This is a genomic window from Pseudomonas sp. 8BK (assembly GCF_902506475.1).
Taxonomy (GTDB): domain Bacteria; phylum Pseudomonadota; class Gammaproteobacteria; order Pseudomonadales; family Pseudomonadaceae; genus Aquipseudomonas; species Aquipseudomonas anguilliseptica.
On record NZ_LR733252.1, the window covers coordinates 102,512 to 125,333 of the forward strand.

Below are 22,822 nucleotides of genomic sequence, written 5' to 3' on the forward strand. Positions count from 1 at the left end.
TTTCAGACGTATTGTGCCGCTGCGTAACCGGACGCCCAGGCCCACTGGAAGTTGAAGCCGCCCAGATGCCCCGTCACATCCAGCACTTCGCCAACAAAATACAGCCCAGGCGATTTCAGCGACTCCATGGTCTTTGACGATACTTCGCGGGTATCCACACCGCCCAGCGTGACCTCGGCGGTGCGATAGCCCTCGGTGCCGGCTGGCACCAGTTGCCAGTCACCAAGCTGCTCGGCAATCGCCTTGAGTTCGGCGTGGGTGTACTGCTTCAGCGGTTTGGAGGCGAACCAGTTGTCCGCCAAAAGCCCTGCCATCTTCTTGGTAAACAGTTCAGCGAGCAGGGTTTTCAGCTCGCTGTTGGGGCGTTCGCGTTGCTGCTCGGCCAGCCATTCGGGCAGGTCGATATGCGGCAGCAGGTTGATGCTGATGGCCTCGCCCGGTTGCCAGAATGAAGAAATCTGCAGAATCGCCGGGCCACTCAGGCCGCGGTGGGTAAACAGGATGTTTTCCTTGAAGCTCTGCCCATTGCAGCTCACCACACAGTCTTCCACCGAGGTGCCGGACAGCTCGCTGCACAGCGCTTTGAGTTGCGGATCGGTGATGGTAAATGGCACCAGGCCGGCGCGGGTCGGCAGTAGGGTATGACCGAACTGCTTGGCCACCTGATAGCCAAAACCGCTGGCGCCGAGGGTCGGGATCGACAGGCCACCGGTGGCGATCACCAGTGACTCGCAGCGCACCAAGCCTACGCTGGTTTGCAGCTGGTAGCCGCTGTCCAGTTTGCTAATCTCGCTGACCGATGTATCCAGGCGCAGCGTCACGCCGGCTTCATCGCACTCGTTGAGCAACAGGCCGAGGATGTCGCTGGCCTTGTTATCGCAGAACAGCTGGCCGAGTTTCTTCTCGTGGTAGGGCACGCCGTGCTTGGCCACTAGGCCGATAAAGTCCCACTGGGTGTAGCGCGCCAGAGCGGATTTGCAGAAGTGCGAGTTTTCCGAGAGAAAGTTGCCCGGCTCGCAGTACATATTGGTGAAATTGCAGCGTCCGCCACCGGACATCAGGATCTTCTTGCCGGCCTTGTTGGCGTGATCCAGCAACAGCACCTGACGGCCGCGCGCGGCAGCCGTCAATGCGCACATAAGCCCGGCGGCTCCGGCGCCAATAATCACGACCTGGGGTGTAAGCACAGCCATTTCCTCAACCTGCGACACGCGCCAAGGCTGGCGCAAAACAGCGCGCATCTTAACTGCAAGTTGTCGGGTGCGCTTGCGGCCGGGACGTGAGGTCGTAGGTCATTACCTGCATGCCGATTTCGAACAGGTCAGTGCTGAATGGGATTTCGCCACAGGCATGGAAACCGAAGCGTGAGTAGAAGGCTTGTGCTGCTCGATTGCTCTTTAGAACATCCAGCCACAGCCGCTGTTGTTGGCGTGCTGCAGCACGCTCACAGATAGCCCTCAGCAACTGCGTACCATAGCCTTTACCGGCCGCGGACTTGAGCAGGTAGATCTTCTGCAGTTCTGCGCCCACTGCGTTATGCAGTGGCATGCGGCTGTTCCAGTTGAGTTTGGCAAAGCCCTGAGTATTGCCGGCCCCGTCCTTGGCCAGCAGCCATAGATGCTGGTTCGTCGCCGCGAGCGAGCTGGCTAGGTTCTCGCTTGAGAAATCATCGGAAAGAAAACGCTGCATCCCCGCGCGCGTCCAGACTCCACTGAAATGCTCACGGTAGGTATCGCAGCCGATGCGCTGCAAAGTCTCTAGATCAGCATGTGTGGCATTGTGAATGCATAGGGATTGTTGTGGCGCCATGTGGCGGAACTCCTGTTTGCCGGGCTGGATTGTCGCCTGCACAGAATAGCTTTCGGCATGTTCGCGGCTATGACGGCGCTGTCAAAAAACGCTGTGGCAGCTAGGATTAGGGTTCTGCTTTCTCTGGAACCGCCGTTGATGAATGGACTGCGTGCCTGCCTGCTGTCGTGGGTGCTGTTGGCACCTATACATGGTCATGCTGCAGAAACCTTGCGGTTGGTGGCCGATCCCTGGCCGCCGTTCAATGACCAGTCGCTGCTAAACAACGGCGTGGCTTCCGACCTGGTGATCACTGCCCTGACGCGCGCCGGCTACACCACCAATTACACTCAGGTACCTTGGGAGCGCGCGGTGCGGGGGTTGCAGCAGGACATCTATGATGTGCTGATCAATGCCTGGTACACCGATGAGCGGGCGGTGTTTGGTCATTACTCACAGCCTTACCTGATCAACCGCATTCGGTTTCTGCAACGCAAGGGTAGTCAGATCAATTTCCGCCAGTTGCCGGATTTGTACCCCTACAGCATTGCCGTGGTGCGCGGTTATGCCTATTCCAGTGAGTTCGACCAGGACAGCCGGCTGACCAAGGTCGGCGTGGTCGGCTTTGAAGTGGGCGCGCGCATGCTGCAGGCGCAGCGGGTGCAATTGACCCTGGAAGATGAGCTGGTGGCGCGCTTTCACCTGAGCCGTAGCCTGGCCGGGATTCGTGATCAGTTGGAGTTTTTGCCGCAACCCTTGAGCGAGAACGGCCTGCATATTCTGGTCAGTCGCAAACATCCGCAGCATCAGCAGATTGCCGATGCCTTCAACAAGGCGATTGAGGAAATGCGCGCCGATGGCAGCTATGCGCAGATCTTTCAGCGTCACGGGCTCTAGAGCCTTCGCTGTTGCACCGTCAGTCAGCGCTGGCTATTGCCAGCAGTTACGCCCGCGGCCCTGATTCTTGGACTGATACAAGCGCAGGTCGGCCTGGTGCAGCAGGCTTTCCAGATCATCCGGGGCGCCGTTGTAGATACCGGCGCTGAAGGACAGTGGTGGTGCGCCGATGGCGTACTTCAAGGTGGCGCAATGGCTGCGTAGCTGGTCGAGGGTGTCGCTTAAGGTCGCAGCATCCTGCTGGCTGACCATGGCGAACTCTTCACCGCCCAGGCGGCCGAGCAGGGCGTCGGGGAAGGCGGCGGAAAACGCGCGGGAGAAGGCAATCAGTGCCGCGTCGCCGCTGGCATGGCCGTGTTCGTCGTTGATCCGCTTGAAGAAGTCCAGATCGAGCATCGCCACGCTGAGGTCGCGCCCGCCGGAGCGGGCCTGCTGGAACAGCTGCTGGCCGTGCTCATAAAAGGCGCGGCGGTTGTTCAGGCCGGTGAGGGCGTCGAACTGCGCGGCCTGCTTGAGGGCGCGTAGCAGGTCGCGGCGCTCCAGGGTCGACATCACCCGGCAGTTGAGTTCTTCCGGGCAGAAGGGCTTGCGCAGGAAGTCGTCGGCACCGTGCTTGATGAACTTGGCGCTGAGCGAGCCCTTGGTGTCGGCGGACAGGCCGAGAATGATCAGCTCGTGGCGCTTCATCTTCTGCCGCAGCAGTTTGACCAGATCAAAACCGCTGAGCCCCGGCATGCTGTGGTCGACCACCAGCAGGTCGATATCCGGCTGTTCCTTGAGGGTGCGCAGGGCTTCGTCGCCGTCGCAGGCTTCGAGAATCTGGTAGCGATGCGGCGTCAGTACGTGGCGGATGTAATGGCGGGTGGCGTCGGAGTCCTCGGCGATAAGGATCTTCACCTCGCTGTTGCTTTCCAGGCGGTGCAGCAGGCGGAAGGCGTACTCGTAGGAGTGCTGGCTTTCCTTGAGCACGTAATCGACCACGCCTTTGAGCAGCATCTGATCGCGGCGCTGCTCGTTGTAGGTGCCGCTGAGCACGATGCAAGGCAGGTGATAACCCATCACCACGTCGACAATCTCACCGTCCGGGGCGTCCGGCAGGTTGAGGTCGACGATGGCGGCGAAGAACAGCTCGGCCGAGGTTTCCAGCATTACCTGGGCTTCGCCCATGGACGCGCAGAAGATCGGCTGAAAGCCGGTCTCCTTGCGAAACAGATGTTCGAGAATTTTCAGCACCAGTGGGCTGTCTTCGATCACCAGAATATTGCGCAAGGGGGGGCTACTCCTCTGTCGCTGGCCGCTTCACTGCAGCCGTCTATTTAGCTTATGCGGCAACTATAGGGTACGAATACGCAGCGAGCGGCCCTTGATTTTGCCCTCGCTGAGGCATTTGAGTGCCTGCATGGCCACGCTGCGCTCAACGGCGACATAGGCCTGGAAGTCGAAGATGGCGATCTTGCCGACCTGTGTGCCAGGGATGCCCGCCGCGCCCGTCAGGGCACCGAGAATATCGCCGGGGCGCAGTTTGTCTTTGCGCCCGGCACCGATGCACAGGGTGATCATCGATGGCTGCAATGGCGCGCCGCCCTGGTGTTTCAGGCTGCTCAGCGGATGCCAGTTGAGCGGCGATTTCTGCAGGGTTTCGATGGCCTGGGCACGATGGCCTTCGGCTGGCGCGACCAGACTCACGGCCAGGCCCTTTTCACCGGCACGCCCGGTGCGGCCGACGCGGTGGATGTGAATTTCCGAGTCGCGCGCCAGTTCGACGTTGATCACCATGTCCAGGGCATCGATATCCAGGCCGCGTGCGGCCACATCGGTGGCTACCAGAACTGACAGGCTGCGGTTGGCAAACATCGCCAACACCTGGTCACGGTCGCGTTGTTCCAGGTCACCGTGCAGCGCGGCGGCCGAGATACCTTTGGCAGTCAGGTGGTCTACCACGTCCTGGCACTGTTGCTTGGTAAAGCAGAAGGCCACGCAGGACTGCGGGCGGAAGCTGTTGAGCAGCTTGACCACGGCGTCCAGGCGCTCTTCCGGGGCGATTTCGTAGAAGCGCTGCTCGATCTGCGTGTCGTCGTGCAGCGCCTCGGCCTTGACCTGCTGTGGGTCGCGCATAAAGGCCGCGGCCAGTTGCTTGATCCCGGCCGGGTAGGTGGCGGAAAACAACAGGGTCTGCCGACGGCTCGGGGTCTGCCCGATGATGTCGGCGATGCTGTCGTAGAAGCCCATGTCGAGCATACGGTCGGCTTCGTCGAGTACCAGGGTATTGAGGCCGTCGAGCTTGAGGGTGCCCTTGCTCAGGTGCTGCTGGATGCGCCCCGGGGTGCCGACGATGATCTGCGCGCCGTGTTCCAGTGAGCCGATCTGCGGGCCGAACGGCACACCGCCGCACAGGGTGAGAATCTTGATGTTGTCTGCCGAGCGCGCCAGGCGGCGCAGTTCCTTGGCCACCTGGTCGGCCAGCTCGCGGGTCGGGCACAGCACCAGCGCCTGACAGCCGAAGTAGCGTGGGTTGAGCGGGTTGAGCAGGCCGATGCCGAAGGCCGCGGTCTTGCCGCTGCCAGTCTTGGCCTGGGCAATCAGATCCATGCCCTTGAGCATTACCGGCAGGCTCTGCGCCTGGATCGGGGTCATCTCGGCGTAACCGAGGGACTCGAGGTTGGCCAGCATGGCGGCGGAAAGCGGCAGAGAAGAGAAAGCGGTGTTGGTCACGGTACAGGCCTGCTAAACGAAATGGCGTGCAGTGTAACAGGCTCGCTGCTGTGGCTTAGCTCTAACGGTCAGCCGGCCTTTGCAGTGTTTAGAAGTTGTTTCTAACGCAGCAGGGCCGACGCGCAGCAGATCGTTATAGGCTCTAGAACAGGTCGATGGGATCTACATCCAATGACCAGCGCACGGCGCGGCCGCTGGGCATCTGTTCCAGGGCGTGCATCCAGGTGTTGAGCAGGCGGTGCAGCGGCGCGCGGGCGTTGGCCTGCACTAGCAACTGGGCGCGGTAACGACCGGCACGGCGCTCCATCGGTGCAGGCACTGGGCCGAGCAGTTCGATGCCACTGAGTTTCAGCTCGTTCAACAACAGTTCGGCTTCGGTGCAGGCGTCGTCGAGAAAGCCTTCTGCCTGGCCGGGTTTGTGCGCTTCGGCGCGCAGCAGCGCGAGATGGCAGAACGGCGGCAGGCCGGCGCTGCGCCGTTCACTCAGGGCCTGTTCGGCGAAGGCGAAGTAGCCCTGCTCGGTCAGCTGCACCAATAAAGGATGGTCGGCCAGGTGGCTCTGGATAATCACCTTGCCCGGTTCCTCGGCGCGGCCGGCGCGTCCGGCGACCTGCACGATCAGCTGGGCCATGCGCTCGCTGGCGCGAAAATCGGCGGAAAACAGACCACCATCGGCATCCAGAATCGCCACCAGGGTGACGCGTGGAAAGTGGTGACCCTTGGCGAGCATCTGCGTGCCGACCAGGATGCACGGCTCGCCGCGCTGCACAGTGTTGAACAGGGTGGTCATGGCCTCCTTGCGCGAGGTGCTGTCGCGGTCGACGCGCAAGACCGGCACGTCGGGGAAGAGAATCTCCAGGCGTTCTTCGGCGCGCTCGGTGCCGGCGCCGACCGGGCGCAGGTCGACGTTATTGCACTTCGGGCAGTTGCTCGGCTGGCGCTCGACGTGGCCGCAGTGGTGGCAGCGCAGCTCGCGTGAACGCTGGTGCACGGTCATCCGCGCGTCGCAGCGCGGGCACTCGGACAGCCAGCCGCAGTCGTGGCAGAGCAGGGTGGGGGCAAAGCCGCGGCGGTTGAGGAACACCAGCACCTGCTGGCCTGCTTGCAGGGTTTGGGCGATCGCCTGCTGCATGGGGCCGGAGATGCCAGAATCCAGCGGTCGGCTTTTCACATCCAGGCGCAGAAAGCGCGGCTGCTTGGCGCCGCCGGCGCGTTCATGCAGATGCAGCAGGGCGTAACGGCCGTTGTGGGCGTTGTGCAGGCTTTCCAGCGAGGGCGTGGCCGAGCCCAGCACGATCGGGATGTTGTCCTGATGCGCGCGCACCACTGCCAGATCTCGGGCGTGGTAGCGCAGGCCTTCCTGCTGTTTATAAGAGGCGTCGTGTTCCTCGTCGATGATGATCAGCCCCGGCCGTTGCATCGGGGTGAACAGCGCCGAGCGGGTGCCGATGATGATATCGGCCTCTCCATCACGCGCCGCCAGCCAGGCGTCCAGGCGTTCGCGGTCGTTCACAGCCGAGTGCAGCAGGGCAATGCGCGCGTTAAAGCGCTGCTCGAAGCGCGCCAAGGTCTGCGGCCCGAGGTTGATCTCCGGGATCAGCACTAGGGCCTGCTTGCCTGCCTCCAGGGTTTCGCGGATCAGCTGCAGGTACACCTCGGTCTTGCCGCTGCCCGTGACGCCTGCCAGAAGAAAGGCGTTGAAACTGCCGAAACCTGAGCGGATCGTTTCGCTGGCCGCACGCTGTTCGGCATTCAGCGGCAGTTCCGGTTGCGCCAGCCAGTTGGCGTGGCGCTCGCTTGGCGCATGGCGGCGCACGTCAATCTGTACCAAGCCCTTTTCCAGCAGCAGGTCAAGGCTGTCCTTGTTCAGCTGCAGTTTGCTCAGCAGTGCATGGGCAACGCCGTGGGGGTGCTGGGCCAGGGTTTTCAGAGCGTCGCGCTGGCGCGGTGCGCGGCTCAGGCGTGGGTCGTCCAGTTGTGCGCCGGGTGTGACCGACCAGAAGCGCTGCTGGCGCACTTCCGCCGGCTCGCCCTGGCGCAGCAGTACCGGCAGCGCCCAGCTCAGGGTGTCGCCCAGGCTGTGCTGGTAATACTGCGCGGTCCACAGGCACAGCTTGAACAGTGCGGGCGGCAGTGGCGACTGGGCGTCAAGCAACTGCAGGGCGGGCTTGAGCTTGGCGGCCGGCACGTCGCTGTGCTCGGTCAGCTCGATCAGGATGCCGATCATTTCGCGTCGGCCAAACGGCACGCGCAGTCGCGCGCCGGGTTGCAAGGCGCTGCGCGGCACACCGGGCGGGGCGCGGTAGTCGAACAGGCGGCGCAGCGGCGAGGGCAAGGCGAGGCGCAAAATAACGTCGGACAAGCGATGGGCTCCTGGTTGCAGGGCGCGATCTTAGCATGCGCCAGTCGACGGCCGGCCTTGCGTCGCGGCGGTGCTCTGGTATTATCGCCGGCCTATTTCCGTGCGGTACCTGACAATAGTGTCTGGTGGCGGCACGACAGCCCTGAGGAATCATCATGAAAGCCGATATCCACCCGAACTATGTAGCCGTCACCGCCACTTGCAGCTGTGGCAACGTGATCGAAACTCGCTCCACCCTGGCCAAGCCGCTGAGCCTGGACGTGTGCAACGAGTGCCACCCGTTCTACACCGGCAAGCAGAAAATGCTGGATACCGGCGGCCGTGTTGATCGCTTCAAGCAGCGTTTCGGCATGTTCGGCGCCAAGCAGTAAGCTTGCGCGCAGCGATGCAGACCCACATGGGTTGCACCGCGCTACTGAAAAAGGCGTCCCTTGTGGGCGCCTTTTTCGTTTTCGGCGTTTATGCCGGCGGTGCTCTGGCGTTCTGTCCGGCGCCGGGCAACCTGCCCAGCGCCAAGGTGCAGCGGGTGGTGGACGGCGACACTCTGCGTCTGGTCGATGGCCGGACAGTGCGCTTGATCGGCTTGAACAGCCCGGAGATGGGCCGGCAGGGGCGTTCTGCCGAGCCTTTTGCCGAGGCAGCGCGCAAACGCTTGCAGGCGCTGGTGGCGGCCAGTGATGGCCGGGTGACCTTGCAGCTTGGTCGGCAGGCCAAGGACCACTACGGGCGTACCCTGGCGCATGCCTATGACAGCCGTGGCCGCAATCTGGAGGCGCAGTTGTTGGCCGAAGGCTTGGGCTATCAGGTGGCGGTTGCGCCTAATCTGGCGCTGGTGCAGTGCCAGCAAGCCGCCGAGCGCGGTGCGCGGCAGACCCGTGCCGGGCTCTGGCAGCGTTCACCGGTGCAAGCCGCCGAGCAGTTGAAAAGCGGCGGCTTTGCTCTGCTGCAAGGCCAGGTTGAACGTGTCGAGCGCAATGGCGGCGGCCTGTGGCTGGAAATGGGCGATTCGCTGGTGCTGCATATCGCGCCCCGGGCGTTGAGCAATTTTGATCTGCGTGCTGTCGAAAACCTTGAAGGTCGCCAGGTCGAAGTTCGCGGCTGGGTCATCGACCGTTCCAGGCGTGGCGGCTTGCGTGCGGGGCAGGCGCGCTGGATGCTGCCATTGACCGATCAGGCCATGTTGGAGGTGTTGCCATGATCCTGCGCGTACTGATGCTGTTTGTCCTGCTGATGCAGCTGGCAGGCTGTGCGGTCAATCCGACTACCGGTCGCAGTGACTTCGTGATGATGAGCGAGCAACAGGAGCTCGACCTCGGCCGTCGTTACAACCAGCAGATCCTCAAGGAAAATCCGCGCTACGCCGACGAAAAGTTGCAGGCTTATGTGCAGCAGGTAGGTGAGCGGGTGGCGAAGAACAGCCACCGTAACCAGTTGGCCTATCAGTTCACCGTGGTCGATAGCCCGGACATCAACGCCTTTGCCTTGCCGGGCGGCTACATCTATATCCATCGTGGGCTGCTGGCCTATCTCAGCTCGGAAGCCGAGCTGGCCGCCGTGCTCGGTCACGAGGTGGGCCACGTCACCGCGCGGCATAGCGTGCAGCAGCAAAGCCAGTCCACTGCCTGGGGCTTGCTCGGCCAGGCGGTGGCGATTGGCACTGGCGTGGGTGCCGCTGCCGATGTCACCAGTGTGCTGGGTAGCGCTTTTGTCCGTGGCTATGGTCGCGATATGGAGCTGGAGGCTGATGGCCTCGGCGCGCAGTACCTGGCGCGCAGCGGCTATGACCCGCAGGCGATGATCGAAGTGGTCAAGGTGCTGAAGAATCAGGAAGACTTCGCCCGTGACCAGGCTGCCGCGCGCGGTGAGGCGCAGCCTGCGGGTGGTTACCACGGGCTGTTTGATACCCATCCGGATAACGACCGGCGCTTGCAGCAGGTGCTGGGCCCGGCGCGGGCCTTGGCCACCGGGCAGCAGGAGGTCAATCGTGATGCTTTTCTCAAGCACCTGGACGGTTTGCCCTTTGGCGATTCCGCCGAAACCGGTGTGCGTCGCGGCCAGCGTTTCTACCATGCTGATCTGAACTTTACCCTCGTGTTTCCCCAGGGCTGGGATCTGGTCAACCGCCCGGATGCGCTGATCGGTCACACCGCCGACCAGCAGGCATTTATCGCCATGACCCTGGAAGACAATCCGCAAAATCTGACACCGGCTGAGCTGTTGCGCCAGCGCGTCGGCGGCCAGCGGTTGGTGGCCGGTGTCGAGTTGCAGCAGGCCGGCCTCAAGGGCTATAGCGCGGTGCTTCCAGGCAATGCCGCCAAGCGCGTGGCGGTTATTCAGCATGGCCCACGGGTTTACCTGTTTGTCGCTGCGGTGCGTGGTCGCGCCTCGCTGGAAAGCCAGGATGAGCAGTTTCTCAGCGTGATCAAAAGCTTCCGGCCGATGACCAGTGCCGAGTACCAGCAGGCGCAGCCGCTACGTTTGCAGATGGTCAAGGCCAAGCCGGGACAAACCATCGAGGCGCTGGCCAAGGGCAGCAAGTTGCCGGGGGATGCGCTGAAGACCCTGCGCCTGCTGAATAACCTTTATCCGTCAGGTCAGCCGCGCGCTGGCGACTGGCTGAAGGTCGTGCGCTAGGGCCTGCGTGCGCATACGGACTTGCCAGTCTTGTGCAGCTGTATACAACTTGCGTATCCTCGGCCGCCTGCCTGTTCAACAGCCCAAAGCGGAAATGCCAACATGTCTGATTTGAAAACAGCCGCTCTCGAATATCACGCCAATCCCCGTCCGGGTAAGCTGAGTGTCGAGCTAACCAAGCCCACCGCAACCGCACGCGATCTGTCCCTGGCCTACAGCCCGGGCGTCGCTGAGCCTGTGCGCGAAATCGCGCGTGATCCGGAACTGGCGTACCGCTACACCGGCAAAGGCAACCTGGTGGCAGTCATTTCTGACGGTACCGCTATTCTCGGTCTCGGCGATCTCGGTCCGCTGGCTTCCAAGCCTGTGATGGAAGGTAAAGGCGTGCTGTTCAAGCGCTTTGCTGGTATCGATGTATTCGACATCGAAGTCGAGTCCGAAAGCCCGCAGGCCTTTATCGACACCGTACGCCGTATCTCGATCACCTTTGGTGGCATCAACCTGGAAGACATCAAGGCCCCTGAGTGCTTTGAAATTGAACGCACGCTGATCGAACAGTGCGACATTCCGGTGTTCCACGATGACCAACACGGCACCGCTATCGTCACCGCGGCTGGCATGCTCAACGCCCTGGAAATCGCCGGTAAGACTCTGCCGGAAGCCAAGATCGTCTGCCTGGGTGCTGGCGCTGCTGCAATCTCCTGCATGAAGCTGTTGGTGAGCATGGGCGCCAAGGTCGAGAACATCTTTATGATCGACCGCAAAGGCGTGATCCACGCCGGTCGTGATGACCTCAATCAGTACAAGGCGGTATTCGCCAGCGAAACCGATAAGCGGACCCTGTCTGATGCCCTGGAGGGTGCTGACGTATTCGTCGGCCTGTCGGGTGCCAACCTGCTGGCGCCGGAAGATCTCAAGCGTATGGCGGCCAACCCGATCGTCTTCGCCTGCTCCAACCCGGACCCGGAAATCAAACCGGAGCTGGCTCATGAAGTGCGTAATGACGTGATCATGGCCACCGGTCGTTCCGACTACCCGAACCAGGTCAACAACGTGCTGGGTTTCCCGTTCATCTTCCGTGGTGCGCTGGACGTTCGCGCGACCCGCATCAACGAAGAAATGAAGATCGCTGCAGCCCTGGCTCTGCGTGACCTGGCCAAACTGCCGGTGCCGCAGGAAGTCTGTGATGCCTACGGTGGCATTGCCTTGTCGTTCGGTCGCGAATACATCATTCCGAAGCCGATGGACCCGCGCCTGATCACTGTGGTTTGCGATGCCGTAGCCAAGGCCGCAATTGAAAGTGGTGTGGCAACCCTGCCGTATCCAAAGCATTACCCGCTGCAGTCGGTAAACGACGTGTTCAACGGCTAATCGCTTAGCTCAAGAGCAATAAAAAACCCGTTTCGGCGGGTTTTTTATTGACGTTAATTTGTCTGTTTCAGGCTGTCGCGAATGGGGCGAGTCGTTTAGAACAGGTCGATCGGCGCGGACTCATCAGCGGGCAGCGGGCTGCCAGGGATATACATGCCAGGCTCAAATTCGCCCATGGGGGGGGGCGAGTCTTCACTTTTGAACAGCTCGAAGTAGGCATCTGGCGTATCGGGTGTAGCCGCGCGGCCGCTGTGTGGGTCGATGCGCAGGGTCAGCAGGCCTTCGGGTTCTGGCAGCTGGTGGCTAGGCTTGTCCTTGAGGGCCGCGGCCATATAACTCATCCAGATTGGCAGAGCTACGGTGCCGCCATACTCGTTACGGCCAAGGCTTTCCGGCTGATCGAAGCCGGCCCAGACGGTGGTGATGTAGTCGGCGTTGTAACCGGAGAACCAACTGTCTTTTGACTCGTTGGTGGTGCCGGTTTTGCCTGCCAGGTCATCACGACCCAGGGCCATGGCACGGCGGCCAGTGCCGCGCTTGATCACATCCTGGAGCATGCTGGTCATGATGTACGCGGTGCGCTCGTCGATGATCTGCTCGGCCAGCACCGGCTCAGGTGGCAGAGGCTGGTCGCCGACACTGAGTTGTACGGCGCTGCGCTGCTCTGCGCGCAGGGCAATGCCGATTGGGGTCTGTGCGGGGTTGGCGTTGAACAGCTGCTTACCGGTGCGGTCTTCGATCCGTTCGATCAGGTAAGGCTCGGTCTTGTAGCCGCCGCTGGCAAAAACGCTCCAGCCTTCGGCGATCTCCATTGGCGTCAGGCTCGCGGTGCCTAGTGCCAGGGACAGATTGGGCGGCAGGTCTTTCTTTTCAAAACCGAAGCGCTCGATATAGCTCAGGGTGCTGTCGATACCGAGGTCCTGCAGCAGGCGAATGGAAACCAGGTTGCGTGAACGGTACAAGGCCTCGCGCAGGCGGATCGGGCCGAGGAAGGTGTTGTTGTCATTCTTCGGCCGCCATACCTGCGACAGCGCATCGTCGGCAAACACGATAGGCGCGTCATTGACCAATGTGGCGGCGGTATAGCCTTTATCCAACGCAGCACTGTAAACGAAGGGCTTGAAGCTTGAGCCCGGCTGACGTTTGGCTTGTGCGGCGCGGTTGTAGTTGCTCTGCTCAAATGAGAAACCGCCGACCAGGGCACGAATGGCGCCGCTATTCGGATCCAGCGATACCAGAGCGCTCTGCGCCGCGGGCAGTTGAACGAAGCGCAGGCTGCCGTCTTCCTGGCGTTGCACGCGGATCAGATCGCCAATCTGGCTGACGTCAGCGGGTTGCTGTGGCCGAGGGCCGAGACTGTTGGTGTTCAGAAATGGGCGTGCCCATTTCATGCTGTCCCAGGCCACTGCATGTTCTTCACCGTTGCGCAGCAGAACCATGATTCCACTTTTTTCCACGCCAGTGACAATGGCTGGTTCCAGGCCGCCGAGAGAGGTCTGCTTGCTCAGTTCGGCTTGCCAGTTTTCCTTGGTCATACCCGGTAGGCGGCTTTCCGGGCCGCGATAGCCGTGGCGCTGATCGTAGGTGATCAGGCCTTCGCGTACGGCAGTGTTGGCCGCCTGCTGCAGGTCGCTGGGCACCGTGGTGGTGACGTTAAAACCTTCGGTGTACGCCTCGCTGCCATAGCGCCCAACCATTTCGGCGCGTGCCATCTCAGCAATATAGGGCGCTACCAGCTCTGGCGTTGGAACGTGGTAACTGACGTTGATCGGCTCGGCCAGGGCTTCTTCATAACGCTGCTGGTCGATACGACCAAGGCTGTGCATGCGCCCGAGAATCCAGTCGCGGCGTTCCAGAGCGCGGGTCGGGTTGACCAGGGGGTTGAAGCGTGAAGGCGCTTTCGGCAGGCCGGCAATCATCGCCATTTGTGAAAGGCTGACGTCACGAATGGATTTTCCGTAATAAACCTGCGCGGCCGCTTCAATACCGTAAGCGCGATTTCCGAGGTAGATCTTGTTCACATAAAGTTCAAGAATTTCGTTCTTGCTGAGCTCCCGTTCAATTTGCAGAGCCAGAAGTATCTCGTTGATCTTGCGCGAGAAACTTCTTTCGCTGGTAAGGAAGAAGTTCTTCGCTACCTGCATGGTAATGGTGCTGCCGCCCGTTTGAATCTGCCCGCTTTTCAAGATTTGCGTTGCAGCGCGCATCAGGCTGGTAAGGTCGACGCCATAATGGTTGGCAAAATTGTCGTCCTCAGCTGCCAGCAAGGCACTGATGAAGTCTTGTGGAATGTCCGCGAAGGCGATTGGCGAGCGGCGCATTTCACCGAATTCGGCAATCAGCTTGGCGTCGCTGCTGTAAACCCGCAGAGGAATCTGCAGTTGAATGCTGCGCAAAGATTCGACGGATGGGAGGCTGGGGCTAAGATAGAGGAAGGCCCCGCTGAAACTGAGTACCAGGCCACAAAAAGCGGTGAGGCCAGACCAGCAGAAAAAACGCAAAAGACGCATCAAGATTTTTGGATTTCCAGATAAAAGAACGAGTTAAGCGGAACACAAGGTTAAAAGAGAAAAACTGATCACATTATAAGCGGTTTTTTTGCTGGGTAGCCATTTGCGCTTCTGTCAAGACTGTTATTTAATGTGAAAAAACATAAATAGTCCGTAAGTCGCGGATGCCAATAGGAAATCGGTCGTGCTAGGGCTCTTCAATAAGAAAGCGAATACGCTACTCGGGATCGATATCAGTTCGACCTCCGTCAAGCTCCTCGAATTGAGCCGCTCCGGAAGCCGCTACAAGGTAGAGGCTTACGCAGTCGAGCCGCTCCCACCAAATGCGGTGGTCGAAAAGAACATCGCCGAACTGGAAGGGGTGGGGCAGGCGCTTTCGCGCGTACTTGCTAAAGCCAAAAGCGGCGTGAAAACCGTCGCAGTGGCGGTGGCTGGGTCGGCAGTGATTACCAAGACCATCGAAATGGAAGCTGGGCTTTCTGATGATGAGCTTGAAAATCAGCTGAAGATTGAGGCCGACCAGTACATTCCCTATCCGCTGGAAGAAGTCGCGATCGATTTCGAAGTGCAGGGCGCGTCTGCTCGCAATGCCGATCGTGTCGATGTGCTACTTGCCGCGTGCCGCAAGGAAAACGTCGAGGTGCGAGAGGCCGCTTTGGCGCTCGCCGGCCTTACCGCAAAAGTGGTTGATGTCGAGGCTTACGCGCTCGAGCGGGCATACGGTCTGTTGATTGATCAGCTTGGCGGTGGCCGGGATGAGCTGACTGTTGCGGTTGTCGATATTGGCGCAACCATGACCACACTCAGCGTCCTGCACAATGGCCGTACTATCTATACCCGTGAGCAGCTGTTTGGCGGCAAGCAACTTACCGAAGAAATTCAGCGTCGTTACGGGCTTTCTGTTGAGGAAGCTGGCCTGGCCAAGAAACAAGGTGGCTTGCCCGATGACTATGACAGTGAGGTCTTGCAGCCATTTAAAGAGGCTGTAGTTCAACAGGTGGCTCGTTCGCTACAGTTCTTCTTCGCTGCTGGTCAGTTTAATGATGTTGACTACATCTTATTGGCTGGCGGCACCGCGTCGATTCCAGACCTTGACCGCTTGATTCAGCAGAAAATAGGCACCCAGACATTGGTTGCCAATCCATTCGCTGAGATGGCGCTGAGCGGCAAGGTCAATGCCGGTGCGCTCGCCAGCGATGCGCCAGCCTTGATGATTGCCTGTGGTCTGGCGATGAGGAGTTTCGACTAATGGCGCGGATTAACCTTCTACCCTGGCGTGAGCAGCTGCGCGAAGAGCGCAAGCAGCGCTTTCTGGTGACGCTTGTCGGTGTATTTGTTGTTGCAGCAGGCACTGTATTTCTCGGGGATCAATATCTGAGTGGGGCGATTGAGCAACAAGACGCACGAAATGAATTTGTGCGTAAAGAAATTGCTGTCCTAGATGCTCGTATTAAAGAGATCAGTGAGCTGAAGACCCGTCGTCAGCAGCTTCTTGAACGGATGAAAATTATTCAGGACTTGCAAGGTAATCGGCCAATCATTGGTCGTGTCTTTGATCAGTTGGTTAGAACATTGCCCGACGGTGTTTATTTTACTGGCGTAAAAATGACCGCAAAAAATATCGCTATTGTTGGCGCTGCTGAGTCGAACAATCGTGTTTCGAACCTGATGCGGAATTTGGACGCATCGGAATGGCTGACTGCGCCAAATCTTACTGAGGTTAAGTCTGTGACGGCGGGTGCGGTGGATCAGGCTAATGTGTTTCAGCTAAGTGTGCAGCAGACACAGCCGGTGCTTGCGATAGAGGGGGCTAAGCAATGAGTCTTAATGATTCTTTAGAAAGCCTGAGGCAAATTGATTTAAATGATCTTGATTTTAATAATGTTGGTTCTTGGCCGGCAGCGGTAAAGTTTATTTCGGGTGTTTTGCTGCTGCTTGCAGTTGTTGCATTGGGTTACAATTTTCACCTTAAGGATCTGCAGATTCAGTTAGATGGGAAAAAGGCTGAAGAAATTGCCCTAAAAGAACAGTTTTCAAGTAAGGCTTTTCAGGCTGCAAACCTTGATGCCTATAAAGATCAAATGCAAGAAATGGAGGTTTCATTTGGCGCGCTTTTGAAGCAGCTACCAAGTGATACTGAAGTCCCTGGGCTGCTGGAGGACATAACGAGGACGGGGCTTGGTAGTGGCTTGGAGTTTGAAGAGATTAAGTTGTTGCCTGAGGCTGCTCAGCAGTTTTATATAGAGCTGCCTATTCAAATAACTGTTGTGGGGGCATACCATGATTTGGCTACCTTTGTCAGTGGTGTTGCAAGCCTTCCACGAATTGTTACGTTACATGACTTTAATCTTGTGCCGGCTAGTGCTGATGGTTCGTCTAAGTTGCGCATGAGCATATTGGCCAAAACTTATCGTTATAATGATAAGGGGGGCGCACAATGATGTTTTTCAGGTCTGTACTTGTGCTTTCAATTTTGGCTGTCTCCGGGTGCGGCGGTGGTGATTATTCAGATCTCCAAGCGTATATGGATGAGGTGCGCGCGCGTCCTAAAGGTGAAATTGAGCCGTTGCCAAAATTTCAACCTTATGAAAGCTTTGCGTATAGCGCTGCTGCGTTGAGAAGTCCATTTCAACCTCCAGTCAAGTTGGAGGTGGTGGATCGGCAGAAAGGCTCTAAAGACATAAAGCCAGATGAAACACGCACTAAGCAATTTCTGGAAGGTTTTAATATAGAAGCCTTTGTAATGGTCGGCACCTTGGCTAACGATGCTGGCACTTTTGCGTTGGTAAATGGTGCTGGGGGGGTTCACCGGGTTCGGGTGGGTGATTATCTCGGCCGAAACCATGGGCGAATACTTGCTATAGATGAATCTAAAATTGATGTAGTCGAAATCGTTCCGGATGGTGAGGGCGGTTGGTTGGAACGGCCGCGTAGCCTGTCTCTAAAGGAGCGCTCTTAACCAGGGCGGAATGAATATGAAAAAGAATAACCGATCTGCTCAGTGGAATATGATTATGAACATATCCCCGTCTTTTATTGGTCTCCCTCTTCTTGCTGCGCTTGTTTCTCCGTCGTTGATGGCTGCTGATTTAATGGCGCTTGATGTTGCAGCTTTGCCGGGGGATCGCGTTGAGTTGAAGTTGACTTTTGACGAGCCTGTTCTTGCTCCTCGTGGTTATACAATCGAGCAGCCTGCACGTATTGCGCTTGACTTGCCAGGTGTTTCGAACAAGTTAGGTGTGAAAAATAAAGAGCTCGGTGTTGGTAACGCTCGTAGTGTTACCGTGGTTGAGGCGAAAGATCGTACTCGGCTTGTAATTAACCTATCGAGTCTTTCTCCATACCACACTCGCGCAGAGGGTAACAGTCTCTTTGTTGTGGTTGGCGAGAGCTCTAAAATTCAGGCTGCGGCGACCGGTTCTGCTGTTGCTAAGCCCGTTGTTGCTGCGAAGAAATACTCTCCGCAAGTGAGGGGGATTAACAATATAGATTTTCAGCGTGGCGAGCAGGGTGAGGGGAATGTGGTTATAACCTTGTCTGATGCGTCTGTAAGTCCTGACATACAAGATCAAGGTGGTAAAATTCGCTTAGATTTTGCCAAGACACAGTTGCCGGAGTCTCTTCGTGTGAAGCTTGATGTGAAGGATTTTGCTACTCCGGTTCAATATGTTAGTACCACTAGTGCATCTGATAAGGTTAGCGTTGTTATCGAGTCCTCTGGTGTGTATGACTACTTGGCTTATCAAACAGATAATAAGCTAACTTTAAGTGTTAAGCCTTTGACTCAGAGTGAGGCTGAAAAGCGTAAGGCCGATAGTTTTGCGTATGCAGGCGAAAAGCTTTCTCTTAATTTTCAAGATATTGATGTGCGATCGGTGCTACAGCTGATTGCAGACTTTACCGATCTGAATTTGGTGGCTAGTGATACTGTTACTGGGAATATTACTCTCCGATTACAGAATGTTCCATGGGATCAGGCCTTAGATCTTGTCCTGAAAACGAAAGGTTTAGATAAGCGTAAGATAGGTAATGTGCTCCTTGTGGCGCCCGCAGATGAAATAGCAGCGCGTGAGAGGCAGGAGCTTGAAGCGCAAAAGCAGATTGCTGAGCTGGCACCTTTGCGTCGTGAATTGATTCAAGTGAATTATGCCAAGGCATCAGATATGGCCCAGCTTTTTCAATCCGTAACAAGTGCAGATGGCACTGCGGATGATCGCGGATCCATAACGGTTGATGATAGAACAAACAGTATTATTGCCTATCAAACGCAAGATCGTTTAGATGAGCTTCGTCGTATAGTCTCTCAGCTTGATGTTGCTGTGCGTCAGGTTATGATTGAGGCGAGAATTGTTGAGGCTAATGTCGATTATGATAAGCAACTTGGTGTTAACTGGCGTGGTGCTCGTGTAGGCAACAGCAATTTTGTGGTTGGCGGTAATGGTGGTAACCGTGTAGGTGCCCCAGGCTATGGGCAGAACCCAGGTACCCAGAATCCTTCGTCATCTGTTGGTAATTTTGTAGATCTTGGTGTGGAAGATCTTACTTCGGGGATTGGTATCGGCTTTATAACGAATAACACTATCCTAGATCTTGAACTCTCGGCGATGGAAAAAACTGGCAACGGTGAAGTGGTCTCTCAGCCAAAGGTTGTAACTTCTGATAAGGAAACCGCCAAAATTCTTAAAGGTGCTGAAATTCCATATCAGGAAGCTAGTTCTAGTGGTGCCAGTACTACATCTTTTAAAGAGGCAGCGCTTTCGCTAGAGGTTACACCTCAGATCACTCCAGATAATAGGATCATCATGGAGGTAAAAGTTACAAAGGACGCGCCTGATTTCTCTCAAGCGGTAAATGGTGTGCCGCCGATTAATAAAAACGAAGTCAACGCTAAGGTTCTCGTTAGTGACGGTGAGACGATAGTTATTGGCGGTGTTTTCTCTAATACACAAACCAAAAGTGTTGATAAGGTCCCTTTCTTGGGGGATCTGCCTTACCTCGGGCGTCTGTTTAAGCGAGATATAGTGAAGGAAGAAAAATCAGAGCTGTTGATCTTCCTGACTCCACGCATCATGAACAACCAAGCCATCGCGGTGAGTCGTTGATTCAGTGCGGAACTTGATTCTTGTTGGTCCGATGGGCGCTGGTAAAAGCACCATCGGACGCTTGCTTGCTAAAGAGTTACGGTTGCCGTTCAAAGACTCTGATAAAGAGATTGAGCAGCGCACGGGTGCGGATATTCCTTGGATTTTTGATGTTGAAGGCGAGCAGGGTTTTCGTGAGCGTGAGCAGGCGGTAATTGCAGAGCTTTGTGATGTTGACGGTATGGTCTTGGCAACTGGTGGTGGCGCGGTAATGCGTGCTGAAAATCGTGTTGCGCTAAGGCGTGGTGGTCATGTGGTCTACTTGCATGCTTCTGTGGAGCAGCAGGTGGATCGCACTTCGCGTGATCGCAATCGCCCGCTGTTGCGTTCGGCGGATCCGGGTAAGGTTCTAGCTGAGTTATTGGCGGTTCGTGATCCGCTTTACCGTGAAATCGCCGACGTTGTAGTTGAAACCGACGAGCGTCCGCCTCGTCTGGTTGTGCAAGAGATTCTTGAGCGTCTTGAGGCGCTTTCTCCCCGTTAAAGCGCAGGCTGAACTGCGCTATCCTAGGCCCCTTTGTAACCTGGGGGCTTTATGCAGACTCTAAATGTCGATCTTGGTGAACGCAGCTACCCGATCTATATCGGTGCCGAGCTGTTGGCTCGTGCGGATTTGTTGTCTACCCATATAGTGGGCCGGCAAGTCGCGATAGTGACCAATGAGACAGTTGCCCCCCTTTATCTTGCTGCGCTTGAGCGTTCGCTCGCGGGTTATTTCATTACCTCCGTAGTTTTGCCCGATGGTGAGAGTTATAAAACCTGGGAAACCCTGCAGCTGGTTTTTGATGGGTTGCTGGGCGCGCGGCATGATCGGCGCACGACTGTCATCGCTTTGGGTGGCGGTGTAATTGGTGATATGGCGGGGTTTGCCGCGTCGTGTTACCAGCGCGGTGTGAATTTTATCCAGGTGCCAACCACGCTGTTGTCGCAGGTTGACTCATCGGTCGGCGGCAAGACTGGGATCAACCATCCGCTGGGTAAGAATATGGTCGGTGCCTTCTACCAGCCGCAAGCCGTGTTGATCGATACCGCTACGCTGGCAACTTTGCCTGCGCGTGAGTTATCTGCTGGTTTGGCTGAGGTGATCAAGTACGGTCTGATCTGTGACGAGCCGTTTCTGTCCTGGCTCGAAGAGAATATGTCTGCACTGCGTGCGCTTGATCAGGCTGCATTGACGACGGCAATTGCCCGCTCCTGTGCGGCCAAGGCTCGCGTGGTGGCGGCGGATGAGCGTGAGTCTGGCGTGCGGGCAACCCTGAACCTGGGTCATACCTTTGGCCATGCCATCGAAACGCACATGGGCTACGGTGTTTGGCTGCATGGCGAGGCTGTTGCCGCCGGTACAGTGATGGCGCTGGATATGTCTGAGCGGTTGGGTTGGATTAGCGCGGCCGAGCGTGAGCGTGCCGTTAGGTTGTTTATTGCTGCGGGCTTACCGGTTGCTCCGCCTGAGGAAATGACGCCTGAGGACTTTATGGAGCATATGGCGGTCGACAAGAAAGTGCTTGATGGCAAGCTGCGCCTCGTATTGCTGCGCAGCTTGGGTGAGGCGGTTGTAACCGGTGATTTTCCCCGGGGAATTTTGAATGCCACGCTGAGCGCAGACTATGCGGTGCAGCTGGCTCAGCTTAAAAATTAACGAGTGTCCCATGACAAGTCTGCATGCTGACGAGGCGTTTCTCGATCATTACCACTTCACTCATGACCCCTTTGCTGCGCGGGTGCCTGGGTTCAAGTTTTTTCCAGCGCAACGCAAGCCGGTACTTGGTCAGTTGCACCATTTGGCGCGCTATAGCCAGTTGTTGCTGGTGGTCAGTGGGCCGGGCGGCAGTGGTAAAACCTTGCTGCGCCAGGCGTTGGTAGCCAGTACCAATAAACAGGCAGTGCAGAGTGTTGTAGTTTCCGCCAAGGGCGCTTCGGATCCGGCGAGTATTTTGCGTCAGGTCGCGCAGGGGCTGCAGGTGCAACGGCCAGAGTTGCCGGCCATTCTGGCGCAGGTTGGGCAATTAGCGCTGACCGGGCAGGAAGTCTATGTGCTGGTTGATGATGCTGAGGATCTCAGTGATGCGGCGCTGAGCAGCTTGCTGAGTCTGGCGGTTGGCAGTGCGGAAGGGCGGCCGCATGTCTTTCTGTTTGCGGATTCGCAGTTGCTGCCGCGTCTCGAACGTGTGGCGGCTGGCGATGAGTGCTTTCATGTCATCGAGTTGCAGCCTTATAGCGAGGATGAGACGCGCGAATATCTGGCTCAGCGTCTTGAGGGGGCGGGGCAGGGTATTCAGGTGCTGAGCGATGACCAGATTGCAGATATTCATGAGCAATCTTTCGGCTGGCCGGGCGTAATCAATCAGGTTGCGCGCGAGTCGCTGGTTGAGGCGATGTTGGCGCAGCGCGGTGCGGCAAACCGTGGTGGTTTTTCTTTCAGTTTGCCGCGCAAGCATTTGCTGGCTCTCTGTGTGGTGGCGATCGGGGTGTTGGCTGCCTGGTTTATGCAGGGGCGAGTGGTTGAGGATGTAGGCGCGCCGGTGATTGCGCAGTTGCCACTCGGTGAAACTCTCCCTCCTGCCGTGGTTGCGGATCCGGTCGCGCCGACTGCTTCTGCGGTTGCACCGGCGATTCAGTTTGAGGGTGCCAATCAGCCACTCCCACTGCCTTTGGTGGGTGAGGCGCAGCCGGTTATCCGTGAGCCTTTGGCGCAGGCGGCTGGTTTGAGTGGAGCGGAAGAGGCTGACGCTGACGCTACGAGTGTGTCAGGTGCTGCGGATATCGCGCCAGAGGCAGCTGTATCAACGAGTGTTCCGGTGGCGCCTGTGGTGTCTGAGCCAGTCAAGGTAGCACCTGTGGTTGCTCCTCCTGCTGCGCCGGTGGTCAAGCCGGTTGCGCCAGTGACGGCTGCTGTGCCGCCGCCAATTAAGCCGCAAGCTCCGGTCGCTACGGTCAAGCCCGCTGCTGGTAGTGATTGGTATGCCGCGCAGACGGGTTCGCGTTATACCCTGCAGATCCTTGGGGCTCGGTTGGAAAGTGGTGCGCAGGCTTTTGTCAAAGCCAATGGCGCGGATTACCACTATTTCAAAAAGCAGCATCAGGGCAAGCCGCTCTATGTGGTTACCTATGGCAGCTTTGCCACGCGTGATGCGGCGCAGGCGGCCTTGCGTACCCTGCCTGCAAAAGTGCAGGCTGGTAAGCCGTGGCCGCGCAACTTTGCCGGCATTCAGCAAGAGATTGCCCAGGCGCGCTAGCTGATACCCTTCAGCGCTTGCGCTGACCGGTTGGTCGCTACCACGACCTCCCGGTCTTATCCTTCGTTTTAGCGACATATTTTTTCAAGGCTTCGTCACTAAGATTTGTGACGGCCTAGGTGGGTATGTACAATGACTGCCCTTTCGCCTGCGCAAAGCTGGGGCTTAGTC

19 protein-coding genes are annotated in these 22,822 nt (G+C 57.8%); 13 read left to right on the forward strand and 6 right to left on the reverse strand.

Annotated features, from left to right (window positions below; genetic code table 11):
• Positions 1-2: 2 nt before the first annotated feature.
• Both ACIN8IBEIGE_RS00470 and ACIN8IBEIGE_RS00475 read right to left on the reverse strand, forming a co-directional pair.
• Positions 3-1,193, reverse strand: a complete 1,191-nt coding sequence (locus ACIN8IBEIGE_RS00470; protein ID WP_372239973.1) for an NAD(P)/FAD-dependent oxidoreductase — start codon at positions 1,191-1,193, stop codon at positions 3-5.
• 49 nt (positions 1,194-1,242) lie between these two features.
• Positions 1,243-1,809 (reverse strand): GNAT family N-acetyltransferase, encoded by a 567-nt coding sequence (locus ACIN8IBEIGE_RS00475; protein WP_160016268.1) that lies wholly within the window; start codon positions 1,807-1,809, stop codon positions 1,243-1,245.
• Between the two features lie 138 nt (positions 1,810-1,947).
• On the opposite strand from ACIN8IBEIGE_RS00475, the gene ACIN8IBEIGE_RS00480 reads away from it, so the two are divergent.
• Complete coding sequence (locus ACIN8IBEIGE_RS00480) at positions 1,948-2,685, forward strand: ABC transporter substrate-binding protein (protein ID WP_160012926.1); 738 nt, start codon at positions 1,948-1,950, stop codon at positions 2,683-2,685.
• 33 nt (positions 2,686-2,718) lie between these two features.
• Here the strand turns inward: ACIN8IBEIGE_RS00480 and ACIN8IBEIGE_RS00485 are convergent, their stop codons facing one another.
• The 3 genes from ACIN8IBEIGE_RS00485 to ACIN8IBEIGE_RS00495 form a co-directional block, all read right to left on the reverse strand.
• Positions 2,719-3,954, reverse strand: coding sequence for a diguanylate cyclase domain-containing protein (locus tag ACIN8IBEIGE_RS00485; RefSeq protein WP_160012927.1), 1,236 nt, complete (start codon positions 3,952-3,954; stop codon positions 2,719-2,721).
• Positions 3,955-4,017: 63 nt separating this feature from the next.
• A complete protein-coding gene (gene dbpA / locus ACIN8IBEIGE_RS00490) occupies positions 4,018-5,397 on the reverse strand; it encodes an ATP-dependent RNA helicase DbpA (RefSeq protein WP_160012928.1) in 1,380 nt (459 codons plus the stop codon).
• Positions 5,398-5,539: 142 nt separating this feature from the next.
• The gene (locus ACIN8IBEIGE_RS00495) at positions 5,540-7,759 is read right to left on the reverse strand and encodes a primosomal protein N' (protein ID WP_160012929.1); all 2,220 of its coding nucleotides are present in this window, start codon (positions 7,757-7,759) and stop codon (positions 5,540-5,542) included.
• 155 nt (positions 7,760-7,914) lie between these two features.
• On the opposite strand from ACIN8IBEIGE_RS00495, the gene rpmE reads away from it, so the two are divergent.
• The 4 genes from rpmE (at position 7,915) to ACIN8IBEIGE_RS00515 (ending at position 11,764) form a co-directional block, all read left to right on the forward strand.
• Positions 7,915-8,130, forward strand: coding sequence for a 50S ribosomal protein L31 (gene rpmE, locus ACIN8IBEIGE_RS00500; RefSeq protein ID WP_090249983.1), 216 nt, complete (start codon positions 7,915-7,917; stop codon positions 8,128-8,130).
• A 26-nt stretch (positions 8,131-8,156) separates the two neighbouring features.
• Positions 8,157-8,957 carry a thermonuclease family protein gene (locus ACIN8IBEIGE_RS00505; protein WP_160016269.1) on the forward strand — a complete coding sequence of 267 codons (801 nt, stop codon included), beginning with the start codon at positions 8,157-8,159 and terminating at the stop codon, positions 8,955-8,957.
• Complete coding sequence (locus tag ACIN8IBEIGE_RS00510; RefSeq protein ID WP_160012930.1) at positions 8,954-10,393, forward strand: M48 family metalloprotease; 1,440 nt, start codon at positions 8,954-8,956, stop codon at positions 10,391-10,393. The genes ACIN8IBEIGE_RS00505 and ACIN8IBEIGE_RS00510 overlap by 4 nt, the downstream gene beginning before the upstream one ends.
• 102 nt (positions 10,394-10,495) lie before the next feature.
• Entirely contained in the window at positions 10,496-11,764 is a 1,269-nt protein-coding gene (locus tag ACIN8IBEIGE_RS00515; protein ID WP_160012931.1) for a malic enzyme-like NAD(P)-binding protein, read from the forward strand.
• 95 nt (positions 11,765-11,859) lie between these two features.
• Here the strand turns inward: ACIN8IBEIGE_RS00515 and ACIN8IBEIGE_RS00520 are convergent, their stop codons facing one another.
• Positions 11,860-14,274: a penicillin-binding protein 1A gene (locus ACIN8IBEIGE_RS00520; protein WP_372239974.1), complete on the reverse strand. Its 2,415-nt coding sequence runs from the start codon at positions 14,272-14,274 to the stop codon at positions 11,860-11,862.
• A gap of 184 nt (positions 14,275-14,458) precedes the next feature.
• Between ACIN8IBEIGE_RS00520 and ACIN8IBEIGE_RS00525 the strand changes: the two genes are divergently transcribed.
• Genes ACIN8IBEIGE_RS00525 through ACIN8IBEIGE_RS00560 form a run of 8 tightly spaced genes read left to right on the forward strand, consistent with a single transcriptional unit; the run spans position 14,459 to position 22,651 of the window.
• Complete coding sequence (locus tag ACIN8IBEIGE_RS00525; RefSeq protein WP_160012933.1) at positions 14,459-15,523, forward strand: pilus assembly protein PilM; 1,065 nt, start codon at positions 14,459-14,461, stop codon at positions 15,521-15,523.
• The gene (gene pilN, locus ACIN8IBEIGE_RS00530; protein WP_160012934.1) at positions 15,523-16,095 is read left to right on the forward strand and encodes a type 4a pilus biogenesis protein PilN; all 573 of its coding nucleotides are present in this window, start codon (positions 15,523-15,525) and stop codon (positions 16,093-16,095) included. Before ACIN8IBEIGE_RS00525 ends, pilN begins: the two co-directional genes overlap by 1 nt.
• Complete coding sequence (pilO, locus tag ACIN8IBEIGE_RS00535) at positions 16,092-16,715, forward strand: type 4a pilus biogenesis protein PilO (protein WP_160012935.1); 624 nt, start codon at positions 16,092-16,094, stop codon at positions 16,713-16,715. Before pilN ends, pilO begins: the two co-directional genes overlap by 4 nt.
• Positions 16,712-17,233, forward strand: coding sequence for a type 4a pilus biogenesis lipoprotein PilP (gene pilP / locus ACIN8IBEIGE_RS00540; protein WP_218579693.1), 522 nt, complete (start codon positions 16,712-16,714; stop codon positions 17,231-17,233). The genes pilO and pilP overlap by 4 nt, the downstream gene beginning before the upstream one ends.
• Before the next feature lie 55 nt (positions 17,234-17,288).
• Complete coding sequence (gene pilQ, locus ACIN8IBEIGE_RS00545; protein WP_160016271.1) at positions 17,289-19,376, forward strand: type IV pilus secretin PilQ; 2,088 nt, start codon at positions 17,289-17,291, stop codon at positions 19,374-19,376.
• Positions 19,377-19,380: 4 nt separating this feature from the next.
• Complete coding sequence (aroK, locus tag ACIN8IBEIGE_RS00550; RefSeq protein WP_090380567.1) at positions 19,381-19,899, forward strand: shikimate kinase AroK; 519 nt, start codon at positions 19,381-19,383, stop codon at positions 19,897-19,899.
• A 51-nt stretch (positions 19,900-19,950) separates the two neighbouring features.
• The gene (gene aroB, locus ACIN8IBEIGE_RS00555; RefSeq protein ID WP_160012936.1) at positions 19,951-21,054 is read left to right on the forward strand and encodes a 3-dehydroquinate synthase; all 1,104 of its coding nucleotides are present in this window, start codon (positions 19,951-19,953) and stop codon (positions 21,052-21,054) included.
• 10 nt (positions 21,055-21,064) lie between these two features.
• Positions 21,065-22,651 (forward strand): SPOR domain-containing protein, encoded by a 1,587-nt coding sequence (locus tag ACIN8IBEIGE_RS00560; RefSeq protein WP_160012937.1) that lies wholly within the window; start codon positions 21,065-21,067, stop codon positions 22,649-22,651.
• The last annotated feature ends 171 nt before the right edge of the window (positions 22,652-22,822 follow it).